The 11844-nt window shown below is 72.3% G+C and carries 10 protein-coding genes; 4 read left to right on the top strand and 6 right to left on the bottom strand.

Translation table 11 applies throughout. The annotated features are described in order from the left end of the window. Positions 1-37 precede the first annotated feature (37 nt). On the top strand, positions 38-625 hold the full coding sequence (locus Sco07f_RS00400) for a nicotinamidase (RefSeq protein WP_108986618.1): 588 nt from the start codon (positions 38-40) through the stop codon (positions 623-625). Positions 626-772: 147 nt separating this feature from the next. Here the strand turns inward: Sco07f_RS00400 and Sco07f_RS00395 are convergent, their stop codons facing one another. Then, positions 773-1117: a hypothetical protein gene (locus Sco07f_RS00395; RefSeq protein WP_007388574.1), complete on the bottom strand. Its 345-nt coding sequence runs from the start codon at positions 1115-1117 to the stop codon at positions 773-775. Positions 1118-1263: 146 nt separating this feature from the next. Next, complete coding sequence (locus tag Sco07f_RS00390; protein WP_007388573.1) at positions 1264-3609, bottom strand: immune inhibitor A domain-containing protein; 2346 nt, start codon at positions 3607-3609, stop codon at positions 1264-1266. Positions 3610-4055: 446 nt separating this feature from the next. Here Sco07f_RS00390 and Sco07f_RS00385 point away from each other — a divergent pair, with 446 nt between their 5' ends. Beyond that, positions 4056-4349, top strand: coding sequence for a hypothetical protein (locus Sco07f_RS00385; protein WP_174855290.1), 294 nt, complete (start codon positions 4056-4058; stop codon positions 4347-4349). A gap of 9 nt (positions 4350-4358) precedes the next feature. On the opposite strand, the gene Sco07f_RS40010 is transcribed toward Sco07f_RS00385, so the two are convergent. Beyond that, a complete protein-coding gene (locus Sco07f_RS40010; RefSeq protein ID WP_167467976.1) occupies positions 4359-5072 on the bottom strand; it encodes an RDD family protein in 714 nt (237 codons plus the stop codon). 265 nt (positions 5073-5337) lie between these two features. Next, positions 5338-6888, bottom strand: coding sequence for an RDD family protein (locus Sco07f_RS00375; RefSeq protein WP_108986617.1), 1551 nt, complete (start codon positions 6886-6888; stop codon positions 5338-5340). A 287-nt stretch (positions 6889-7175) separates the two neighbouring features. On the opposite strand from Sco07f_RS00375, the gene Sco07f_RS00370 reads away from it, so the two are divergent. Further along, positions 7176-7613: an SsgA family sporulation/cell division regulator gene (locus Sco07f_RS00370; RefSeq protein WP_007389853.1), complete on the top strand. Its 438-nt coding sequence runs from the start codon at positions 7176-7178 to the stop codon at positions 7611-7613. A gap of 25 nt (positions 7614-7638) precedes the next feature. Here Sco07f_RS00370 and Sco07f_RS00365 read toward each other — a convergent pair whose 3' ends face one another. Beyond that, positions 7639-9093, bottom strand: a complete 1455-nt coding sequence (locus Sco07f_RS00365; RefSeq protein WP_087792976.1) for an FAD-binding oxidoreductase — start codon at positions 9091-9093, stop codon at positions 7639-7641. 91 nt (positions 9094-9184) lie between these two features. On the opposite strand from Sco07f_RS00365, the gene Sco07f_RS00360 reads away from it, so the two are divergent. Beyond that, positions 9185-10618 carry a tetratricopeptide repeat protein gene (locus Sco07f_RS00360; RefSeq protein WP_244941964.1) on the top strand — a complete coding sequence of 478 codons (1434 nt, stop codon included), beginning with the start codon at positions 9185-9187 and terminating at the stop codon, positions 10616-10618. A gap of 12 nt (positions 10619-10630) precedes the next feature. Here the strand turns inward: Sco07f_RS00360 and hppD are convergent, their stop codons facing one another. Next, entirely contained in the window at positions 10631-11776 is a 1146-nt protein-coding gene (gene hppD, locus Sco07f_RS00355; protein WP_054100786.1) for a 4-hydroxyphenylpyruvate dioxygenase, read from the bottom strand. Positions 11777-11844 lie beyond the last annotated feature (68 nt).

Below are 11844 nucleotides of genomic sequence, written 5' to 3'. Positions count from 1 at the left end.
CCACATCCACAGTCGACCCAGTCGAAGGACACCGACCATGCGCCGCGCCTTGATCGTCGTAGACGTGCAGAACGACTTCTGCGAGGGAGGCAGCCTCGCGGTGTCCGGCGGTGCCGACGTGGCCGCCGCCATCACCGAGCTGATCGGGCAGGCGCCCGCCGGCTACCGCCACGTGGTGGCCACCCGCGACCACCACATCGCGCCGGGCGGCCACTTCGCCGACAACCCGGACTACGTCCACTCCTGGCCGGCGCACTGCGTCGCCGGCACCGAGGGGGTCGGCTTCCACCCGAACTTCGCGCCCGCCGTCGCCTCCGGCGCGATAGACGCCGTCTTCGACAAGGGCGCGTACACGGCCGCCTACAGCGGCTTCGAGGGCGCCGACGAGAACGGCACGGGCCTCGCCGAGTGGCTGCGGTCCCGCGAGATCGACGAGGTCGACGTCGTGGGCATCGCCACCGACCACTGCGTGCGGGCCACCGCCCTGGACGCCGCCCGCGCGGGCTTCCGTACGCAGGTGCTGCTCGACCTGACCGCCGGGGTGGCCGCGGAGACCACCGAGCGGGCGCTGGAGGAGCTGCGGGAGGCGGGCGTGGAGCTGTCCGGGAAGCCGGTCGTGCAGTAGGTCCCGGGGCAGTGGAGGCCCGGGGCGGCGGAGGCCCGGGGCGGCGGAGGCCCGGGGCGGCGGAGGCCCGGGGCGGCGGAGGCCCGGGGCGGCGGAGGCCCGGGGCGGCGGAGGCCCGGGGCGGCGGAGGCCCGGGGCGGCGGATCCCTATGTCTGGGCGGTCGGGCGTCTGAGCAGGGCCCGGATCGGGTGCCACAGCTCCTGGACCAGGTCCGGGCCGGCCATCGCGCCCGCCACCGGTGCCGTACGCCATATCAGGCCGTCCGGGTGGTGCAGCACCGCGGTGACCTCGTCCGGGGTCGGCGGGGCCGCGTTGCCCCGCAGGTAGACGCTGCGCAGCCCCAGGTTGCGCAGCCTGGTCAGGGCGCGCGCCCGGTTCTGGGCATGGACGAGGAAGCGCACTCCCCCGGCCTCCGGCCCGGCGGGGCTGGGCAGGTTCAGTGCCACCACCACCGTGCCGTTCGGCAGCTTGCAGAAGCCTCCTGCGGCCATGCGGTCATACCCCCGAGTCAGCCTGGGTCGGTCCGGGTACGGGACCCGGTGTCAATAAGAGAACCACAGGACGCACCTAAACACGGATCGGCGGTGACCCGCCAGGGGGTCACCGCCGATCATGCTCTGACCTGGGCAGATGCTACTTACCTGCCCGCGGGGCCAACCTCGAGCTCGATCGTCGAGCCGTTCTTGGCCTCCTTCAGGATCTTGATCTTCGTGTTGGTGTCAGTGATCTTGACACCGCCGGTCGGGTTCGCCGGGTCGTAGTAGTCGTTCTTGCGGTCGTTGAAGACCGAGACGCCCTTCGAGCCCGGGACGTACTTCGCGACGTCCGCCTTGTGCAGCGTCATGCCGTCCGTGCGGAAGCGGCTGAACGGCGCGTCGTACGTCTGGAAGCGGTTGCGCATGACCGAGCCGTCCTTCCACTTCAGCGCGGTCGGGTGCGAGTCGATCGGCAGGACCAGACCCGTGCCCGGGTGCTGGCTGGTGTTGTTGTCCGCCTGGGAGGTGTCCCACTTCCAGATCAGCAGGCCGTTCTGGTAGGCGTAGTGCTCGACCCAGTTCGGACGCTCCGAGAAGCCGAAGTTGTACGGGCCGACCTCGAGGGTCTTGTCGTACGACACGTACTGGCGGTTCTCGGCGATGTAGTACTGGGCGTAGTCCTTGGTGAAGGACGCGCCCTTGCGGGTGAAGCCGTCCGCCGTCCAGGCGGCGTCCTCGGTCTCCGCGTTGTCGGAGAAGAGGGTCTGGCCGTCGGCCGTCACCGCGATCTCGTCGGCGGCGAAGCCCTTCATGGCCAGTCCGCCGTCGGTCTGGTAGCGGAAGCGCAGGTCGATCTTCTTGCCGGCGTAGGCGTCGAGCGGGTAGACGAGCTTGCCGTAGGCGTCGACCGTGGCGCTCAGGGCCGGCTTGTCACTGCCGTCGCGCTGGATCGGCTGTCCGTCGAACGTGCCGTCGACCGCGGTCCAGTTGGCGCCGCCGTCGGTGGACACCTCGGTGTAGAGGTAGTCGTAGTCGGCCTCGATGTCGTACCAGCCGTCCAGGGTGAGGGAGGCGGACGACTTGCCGGTGAGGTCGACGCTGCGGGTCAGCGTGTTGCTGAGGTCGTTGCCGCTGCCGCTCCACCACTGGGTCTCGCCCTGGGCGGGGGGAACGATCTCGGTGGTGACCGCCTTCTTCGGCAGTTCGACGACCAGGCCCTGCTTGTGCTTGGTGTTGTACTCGGCCAGGCCCAGCTTGTGCCAGGAGTTGACGCCCGCCTTGGCGGTGTCGTAGTTCAGCCAGCCCAGCTGGAGCTTGTCCCAGGCGGTCATGTCGCCGGGCAGGTCGCCGATCTCGTTGCGGCCGGTGCCCAGCCACGAGCCGGACGACATCAGCGTCCAGAAGCCGGTGGAGTTGTCGCCGCCGTTGGTGTCGTAGAGGTCCGGCAGACCGAGGTCGTGGCCGTACTCGTGGGCGAAGACGCCGAGTCCGCCGTTCTCCGGCTGGATGGTGTAGTCGCCGACCCAGATGCCGGTGTCGCCGATCTGGGTGCCGCCGAGCTGGTTGTCGGCCGGGCCGGTGGCGCCGGCGTCGGTGCCGAAGGCGTACCAGCGGTGCGCCCAGATGGCGTCCTCGCCCTGCGCGCCGCCGCCCGCGGACTCGTCCTCGCCGGCGTGCACGATCTGGAAGTGGTCGATGTAGCCGTCGGGCTCGTTGAAGTCGCCGTCGCCGTCGAAGTCGTAGCGGTCCCACTGGTCGTACTGGGTCAGCTGGGACTTGATCTGGGCGTCGGTGCGGCCGGCCGCCTTCTGGTCGGCGACCCAGGCGGTGACGCCGTCCTGCACCGCGTACCAGGCGCAGTTGTCGGGGTCGCACTTGTTGGAGCCGTAGCGGGCCTCGTTGTACGGGACCTTGACCCAGTCGGAGACCTCGCCGTCGACCGAGTAGCGGCCGGAGGACTGCTTCTCGTAGTAGGTCTTGACCGAGTGGACGCCCTTGCCGGAACCGAAGTACAGGTCCTGGTAGTGGTCCTGGTCGTAGTCCTCCTGCCAGGCCGTGGAGTTGTCCTCCTTGCGCTTCGGCTTGGCTATCTCGTTGTGCAGCGGGCCGGGGGTGCCGCCGTAGCGGCTGTCGACCTTGTTGCCGAACTCGACCAGGATGGTGAAGATCTTGTCGGTCTTCTCCCGGCCCAGCTCGACGTACTTGGCGTCGCCCTTCTTGCTCTTCAGCTGGACGACCTTCGAGCCGTCCTTCTTCTTCACCGACGCGTTGCCGGACAGGACCTGCTTGAGGGCCTCCTCACGCTGAGCGGCCTGAGTGTCGCTCAGGGGGCCCTTGAGGTCGTGGGAGCGCGCGGTCTTGTCCGGGCTGGGGTCGTGACGGTTCACGGCCTCCGGCCGGGACGGCGAGTCCGCCTGCGCCACGCCGGCCGCGGAGAGCGTGGCGGTCGCGGTGGCGAGCGCGATGGTGGTCGCCGCCGTTCTGAACGTCCAGGGTCTTCTGGTCACTTGATTTCCTCCCCCGCGTCCACGCGCGCGGAAGGGGGGACAAGGACAGTGCAAGTCCGCGCACACGTGATCAACGCGTGTATTCAAGTGACGACATTTGACTAGAGGTTCGGCGGAAAAGACAGACCTTGACTTGAGCAGAACAATTGCACTATGCGGAGCCGCCGTTCGCTTTGCGGACACCTGATCGTGACCTTCACCGGTCCCGGCGGACCGTCGACCGGTTCCGACGGGCGCGCGGGACCGTCCGCTCTCCGGACGCCATGAATCCGTGCGCCCCCCGTGCATCGGCCGTGCCGGTTAGGTCGTGCTTACTACTGGTTCCGCTCGGGCACACAGCGGGTTAGAGTCGCTTGGCGGAACGCCCGGAGACCGGCGGAAAGCCAGGCCGACAGCCCATCCCGCCCCGCGATTGTCTCCCACCGTCTTCCGAGGACACGATGGCCATGCCCCGTCCGACTGCCGCACAGTTCGCCTACGGTTCGTGCACCGTGATCTTCTCGACGCTCGCCATGCTGCTGCTGTCGCGGACGAGTTCGGGTCCCGGAGTCGCTCTCATCGCCGTCGCGGCCCTCGCCCTCGGGCTGCTGGTCGCCATGACGGTCCCGCTGCCCGGGACGCGCACGGTGGCCAACACGCCGGCCCGGCGGCCCGACGCCGGCCGCGAGCCGGTACGGATGCCCTCGCCGGCCCGCGTCTCCGCGACCGCCGGGGAGTCGACGCGCGGGCGGGCCGCCTGAGACGGGCCGTCATCGGGTGCTGACGACGACCGTCTTGGCCGCCTTGTCGTGCAGGCCCTGCTTGTAGGGCTTGTCGAAGAAGCTCCAGCCGCCCGCGATGACCGTCCACACGCAGGCACAGCAGAAGGCGAACGGGATCCACAGCACCAGGGCCCGGATCAGAGAGGTCTGCACCGAGGGCGTCGCCCCGTTGTCCAGGTTCGCCACCCGCATCCCCAGCCACTTCTTGCCGAGGGTCTGCCCCGTCTTCGTGGTCATGTAGGTGTCGTACGCGATGTAGAGCAGGGCGGCGATCACGGACTGCCCGAAGGACTTGCCGACGGAGACGTTGTCACCGTCCACGGAGTACTCCTGGACGTTGAACGCCCAGCTGAGCAGCCAGACCACGATGCCGACGAGGATCATGTCGATGATCCGCGCGAGCGTGCGGCGCCCGCTGTCGGCGAGCGGGGGCATCCCGGCCAGCGGGTCGTTGGGGTAACCGCCACCGCCGTACGGGGCACCGCCGTAGGGGCCGCCGCCGGGAGGAGGCCCGCCGTAGGGACCTCCGCCGCCGGGAGGCGGGGCGCCGCCGTAGGGACTCCCCCCGCCGGGGGGCGGGGCGCCGCCGTAAGGGTCCCCTCCGCCGGGGGGCGGGGACGGGTTGTCGTAGGGGTTCTTCCTCAGCGGGTCGTCGTCCGGCGGCTGCTGCCCGCCGGAGCCGGGGGGCGGTTCGCTGCTCATGTCCCGAGTCGACCCCGGAGTCTCTTACGGCGCATCCGGCGGGGGGCCGTCCAGGGGACGGGGTACGGTCCGACGCCATCGGGGAGGGCGGCTGATGGGTCGTCGGCGGCTGCGGGTGCGTGGGGGCTGGTCGCGCAGTTCCCCGCGCCCCTTTAGGTACGTGCACTGGACGCCCCTGAAAGGGGCGCGGGGAACTGCGCGAGCAACCACAACGCACCCGCGGCCGAAAACGAGACCGCGGCTCACCCCGACCCCACCCGCCAAGCTAGCCCGCGACGAACGTGCCGGCGGCCTTGTCGTGCCAGCACTGGTGCCAGGGGCGGTCGAACAGGCACCACGCGACGCCGACCACGCCGATGGCCAGGAGGCCCGGCACGCTGTAGACCAGCCAGCGGCGCAGGGCCGCGCCGAAGGACGGCGGCTCGTGGGCCTCGATGTCCCGCACCTCCAGGCCCAGCAGCTTCTTGCCCAGGGTGCGGCCCCACTTGGCGGTGGGCAGCGCTTCGTAGACGACACCGAAGAGCAGCAGGACGGCGAGCACGATGCCCAGGTACGTGGACGTCGTGCCGTCCAGCAGCCAGACCGTGACGGTCTCGCCGGAGAGCTTGGCCTCGTCGATCTTGCCGTTGACGTGGTCGATCGCCTTGACGCCGAGCGGTACGGCGGCCACGGCGGTGACGCCCGCCAGGACCACGGTGTCGATCAGCCGGGCGGCCAGCCGCTTGCCGAGCCCGGCGGGCCGGGCCGACGCCTGGCGCCGGGCGGCGGCCTGGAACACGTCCTCGACCGGCGGCTTCCACGGGGCCACGGGCTGCTCGTCCCCGCCCGCCCCGGCCAGCCGGTGCACCTGCTGCGCCCAGGAGGACTGCCCGCCGCCGGGACCGCCCGCCGCGACCGGCGCGGAAGGGGCGGGCTGCTGCGGAGGCGCCTGGTGCGGAACCGCGGGGGCGGCCGGGGCCGCGGGGGCCGCGGGGGCCTGCGCCGCGGCGGCCCGGGCGGCGGCCGCCTTGCCGGCCGCGAAGCCCGGACCGGAACCGGAGCCGGAGCCCGTGGCGGAACCGGAGCCGCCGGCCTGCGGCCCCGTGCGCGGGGTGACCGCGCGGAAGGTCATGGTGCCCTCGTCCTCCGCGGGGGCCGGGGAGCCGCCCGGGGCCGGGGAGCCCTGCGGGCCGGCCGCGGGACGGCGGAAGACGAAGGTGTTGCCGGCCTCCCCGTCCGCCTCGCCGGAAACGGAACCAGAACCGGAGGCGGGAGCAGGAGCGGACGCCGACGCGGAGGCGGGAGCGGAGGCAGGGGCCGAGCCCGGAGCCTGGCCAAGGGCTGAGCCCGGAGCCTGGCCAGGGGCCGAGCCCGACGTCTGGCCAGGGGCCGGCGCGGCGTCGCCCTGCCCGCCCGCGTCCGCGGTGCCGTCGGCGGGCGGTGCCGGCTGCCGGGCGTGCGGGACCCTCGGGTCCGCGCCCCGCGCCGTGCCCGGCCAGGCGACGCGCTGGTCCGGGGTGCCGGCGCTACCGCCGGGACCGGAGCGGTCGGCGCCCCAGGCCGTGGCGGACTCCGGCCGGCTGCCGTGCTGGGACGCGGCGGCGGGCGGCGGGTCCTCGACCGGGTCCTCGTCGAAGAAGTGCGGTCCTGTCTCCTCGACGGAGGGCCGCGCGCCGGGCGGAGGCGCGAGCGGCTCGCCGTCCTTGGGGGCGGGCCGGCTCGTGCCCGCCACCCAGGAGGCGCCGTTCCAGTACCGGACGTATCCAGGAATGGACGGGTCCGGGTAATACCCTTCGCGGGGCCTGTCGTCGCCGGGGGCCGGGGTTGGGGCGCTCATGTCCGTCGTCCCGTATCTGCTCGGGGGTTGATAGAGGGGCTCCAACATCTATCAGACGGGCGCAATCCGCACGGCCGGTCCCGCCGTACCCGCCCCTTTCCGGGCAACCTCGTGCAGGGACCTTCACACCTGGACACCCGGTCACACGGACATCACACGGACACCCGGGTACCCGGACACCCGGACCGGGGTTCGGAAAAAAGTTCCGCGAACCCGCGTAATGCTCCGGCCCCCGGGCCGCTCTCCCCGGGCAAGGAACGTCCGAGACACGGGAGAGGAACCCCGCCATGCACACCGACCCCACCGGCCCCGCCCGGCCCACCGTCGTCGAGCGCGAGCTGGAGTTGCGGCTCATCCTGTCGCCCGAGCACGGCGTCCCGGTGCCGGCCCGGCTCACCTACCACACCGACGACCCCTACGCCGTCCACGTCACCTTCCACATCGACTCCGGCCACCCGGTGCACTGGACGTTCGCCCGTGACCTGCTGGTGGAGGGCGTCTTCCGGCCGTCCGGGCACGGGGACGTGCGGGTGTGGCCGTCGAAGGCGGAGGGCCGCAGCGTCGTGCTGGTCGCGCTGAGCAGCCCGGACGGCGACGCCCTGCTGGAGGCGCCCACCCCGCAGGTGTCGGCCTGGCTGGAGCGGACCCTGCGGACGGTGCCGCCGGGGACCGAGGGCGGGCGGCTCGGCATCGACGACGGGCTGGCCGAGCTGCTCGCCCGGTGAGGGCCGGGCAGTCCCGCTTACCGGATCAGAAGAGCTTGCCCGGGTTGAGGATGCCCAGCGGGTCGAAGACCTGTTTGACGGCCCGCTGCATCTCCAGGCCCACCGGGCCGATCTCCCGCGCCAGCCACTCCTTCTTCAGGACGCCCACGCCGTGCTCGCCCGTGATGGTGCCGTCGAGTTCCAGGCCGAGGGCCATGATCTCGTCGAAGGACTCGCGGGCCCGCCGGGACTCGTCGGGGTCGGAGGCGTCGAAGCAGACGGTGGGGTGGGTGTTGCCGTCGCCCGCGTGGGCGCAGACGCCGATGGTGAGGCCGTACTTCGCGGCGATCCGGTCGATGCCCTCCAGCATGTCGCCGAGCCGGGAGCGGGGCACGCACACGTCGTCGATCATCGTGGTGCCCTTGACGGCCTCGAGGGCGGTGAGCGCCAGGCGCCGTGCCTGGAGGAGGAGTTCGGACTCGGCGGCGTCCTCGGCCGGGACCACCTGGGTGGCGCCCGCGGCCTCGCACAGCGCGCCGACGGCGGCGAGGTCGGCGGCCGGGTCGGTGGTGTCGAAGGCGGCGAGGAGCAGTGCCTCGGTGGTCTCCGGCAGACCCATGTGGGCGAGGTCGTTGACCGCCTTGACGGTCGTACGGTCCATCAGTTCGAGGAGGGAGGGCACGTGGCCCCCTTCCATGATCGCGCAGATCGCGTCGCAGGCGGCCGACGCGGAGCCGAACTCGGCGGCCAGCACCAGCTGCTCGGGCGGCTTGGGGCGCAGCGCGAGGACCGCCCGTACGACGATGCCGAGGGAGCCCTCGGAGCCGACGAAGAGCCGGGTGAGGTCGTACCCGGCGACGCCCTTCGCGGTGCGGCGTCCGGTGGACATCAGGCGGCCGTCGGCGAGGACGACGTCGAGGCCGAGGACGTACTCGGCGGTCACCCCGTACTTGACGCAGCACAGGCCGCCGGAGGCGGTGCCGATGTTGCCGCCGATGGTGCACATCTCCCAGCTGGAGGGGTCGGGAGGGTAGTAGAGACCGTGTTCGTTCACCGCGCGGGAGAGCGTGGCGTTGACGACGCCGGGTTCGACGACGGCGACGCGGTCGACCGGGTTGATCTCCAGGATGCGGTCCATCTTGGTCAGGGAGAGGACCACGCAGCCGTCGGTGGCGTTGGCCGCGCCGGACAGGCCGGTGCGGGCGCCCTGCGGCACCACCGGGACGCACAGCTCGGTGGCGGTGCGCATGACGTGCTGGACCTCCTCCACGGTGCGCGGCAGGACGACCGCGGCGGGGGCGCCGGCCGGGCAGAAGCTCGCCATGTCGTGGGCGTAGGAGGCCGTGACGTCGGGGTCGGTGAGGACGGACCCGGCGGGCAGACCGGCCAGCAGCCGGTCGACGAGGGCGGACCGGTCGGCGCGGGGGCTGCCGGGGGTGCTGTCGACCGCCGCGGCTGCGTCGTCTTCGTCGCGAGGCGCTTCGATACGGCTCATGATCAAAGGCTCGCATCCACGGCCATCGGTGTGAACCCCGTGGACGGCACCCGTCGCCTGCCCGGTGTGATCGTCGTATTGGAGCACAGTGAGCGCCATGAACGGCACGCATGCGAGGGACACCACGCGGGGACACACCGGAAGCGGCCGGCGGCCGCCCCGCGGGCGCCGGGTGCTGATCGCCTGCGTCGCCGGGGCCGCGGTGCTCGGCGGGGCCCTCGTCCTGCTGGTGCCCTGGGACGGGGCCGACGCGCCCCCGCCCGCGCCGGGGCCCGCGGCGCTGGCGCAGGGGGCGGTCACCACGGGCGTGCCCGCGGCGCTGCCGGACCTGGCGGCGCTGATCGGCGACCGGGAGACCCATCTGCGGGCGCATCCGCTGGACGGGGCGTCGTGGGCGGTGCTCGGCGCCGCGTACGTGGAGCAGGGCCGCCGGACGGCCGACGGCGCGAACTGGCCGAAGGCCGAGAAGGTGCTGCGCACCTCGCTGAAGACGGGGCCGAAGCGCAATCCGCAGGCCCTGGAGGGGCTGGCGGCGCTGGCGGTGGCGCGCCGGGACTTCCCGGCGGCGAAGAAGTGGGGCGAGAGCGCGGTGAAGGCGGCGCCGAAGCGGTGGACGGCGCACGCCGTGCTGGTCGGCGCGTACACCGGGCTCGGCGACGACAAGGGCGTGGGCCGGGCCCTGGACAAGGTGATGGAGCTGCGCCCGGACGCTCCGGCGGTGGGGGCGCTGGCGGCGTCCGTCTACCGGAACCGGGGCTGGCGGGAGGACGCGGCGGCCCGGATCTCGGACGCGGCGGCGTCGGCCGCGGAACCGGCCGAGCGGGCGGCGTACCTGGAGCAGGCTGGGCGGCTGGCGTTCGAGCGCGGGGACCGCGAGGAGTCGTTGCGGTTCTTCCAGGAGGCGCTGCGCACCGACCCCGACCAGCGGGCCGCGCAGGCCGGGCAGGGCCGGGCGCTGGCGGCGCTGGGCCGCACGACGGAGGCGCTGTCCGCGTACCAGGCGGCGCTGGCCAAGCGGCCGAGCCCCGAGTACGCGCTGGAGCTGGGCGAACTGTACGAGTCGCTGGGCCTCGGGCAGGCGGCGCGGGTGGAGTACGACCTGCTGCGGGAGCGGGCGCGGGGCGCGGAGGAGGCCGGGGCGGACGAGGCGCTGATGCTGGGGCGGCTGGAGGCGGACCACGGCGACCCGGAGGAGGCGGTGCGCCTGCTGCGGGCGGAGTGGGGGCGGCAGCCGGGGATCGCGGTCGCCGACGCGCTGGGCTGGGCGCTGCACCGCGCCGGCGAGGACGAGGAGGCGCTGGAGTTCGCGACGATCGCGACCGACGGCGACAAGGGCGGCGGGGTGCGCAGCGCGCTGTACGTGTTCCACCGGGGCGTGATCGAGCAGGAGCTGGGGCGGTCCGGGCCCGCGCGGCGGCATCTGCGGGAGGCGCTGACGATCAACCCGTACTTCTCGCCGCTGCGGGCGCCGGAGGCGAAGCGGGCGCTGACGGAGCTGGGCGAGCCCCCGGTGGAGGGCCCGCCCGACTGACGCCCGTGCGGGTCAGAGGTTGCCGCGCTTCTCCTGCTCGCGCTCGATCGCCTCGAACAGGGCCTTGAAGTTGCCCTTGCCGAAGCCCATGGAGCCGTGGCGCTCGATCATCTCGAAGAAGACGGTCGGACGGTCCTGGACCGGCTTGGTGAAGATCTGGAGCAGGTAGCCGTCCTCGTCGCGGTCGACGAGGATCTTCAGCTCGCGCAGCGTGTCGACGGGCACCCGGGTCTCGCCGGCCCACTCGCCGAGCGTGTCGTAGTACGAGTCGGGGGTGTCGAGGAACTCGACGCCGGCCGCCCTCATCGCCCGGACGGTCGCCACGATGTCGTTGGTGTTCAGCGCGATGTGCTGGACGCCGGCGCCGCCGTAGAACTCGAGGTACTCGTCGATCTGGGACTTCTTCTTGGCGACGGCGGGCTCGTTGATCGGGAACTTGACCTTGAGGGTGCCGTCCGCGACCACCTTCGACATCAGCGCGCTGTACTCGGTCGCGATGTCGTCGCCCACGAACTCCTTCATGTTCGTGAAGCCCATGACCTTGTTGTAGAAGCCGACCCACTCGTTCATGCGGCCGAGTTCGACGTTGCCGACGCAGTGGTCCACGGCCTGGAAGACGCGCTGCTCGGGCGGGGCGACCATCGGCTTGGCGGCGACGTAGCCGGGCAGGTAGGGGCCGTCGTAGCCGGAGCGCTCGACGAGGGTGTGCCGGGTCTCGCCGTAGGTGGCGATGGCGGCGAGGACGACGGTGCCGTGCTCGTCCTTGACCTCGTGCGGCTCGGCGAGCGAGCGGGCGCCGTGCTCGACGGCGTAGGCGTGGGCGGCGCGCGCGTCCGGGACCTCGATGGCGAGGTCGACGACGCCGTCGCCGTGCTCGGCCACGTGCTGGGCGAGGAAGGTGCCCCAGTCGGTCGAGGGCTTGATCACCGAGGTGAACACGAAGCGGGCGGAGCCGCTCTCCAGGACGTAGCTCGCGGTCTCCCGGCTGCCGTTCTCCGGTCCGGAGTAGGCGACCAGCTTCATGCCGAAGGCGGTGGAGTAGTAGTGCGCGGCCTGCTTGGCGTTGCCCACGGCGAAGACGACCGCGTCCATTCCCTTGACCGGGAAGGGGTCGGCCTGCCGGGCGGTGTCGGGAGTGTGGTCTGTGGTCTGCGTCATAGCCGCAGGTTCTCCCGCCTCCGCAAGGTGCGCAATAGTTTGCGTTTTCACTGGGCAACCTGACCAGT

Origin of the sequence: Streptomyces coelicoflavus, from assembly GCF_003112555.1 — a bacterium.
Classification (GTDB): domain Bacteria; phylum Actinomycetota; class Actinomycetes; order Streptomycetales; family Streptomycetaceae; genus Streptomyces; species Streptomyces coelicoflavus.
Note: the sequence above shows the minus strand (reverse complement) of the source record. Positions and strands in the feature narration are given on the sequence as shown.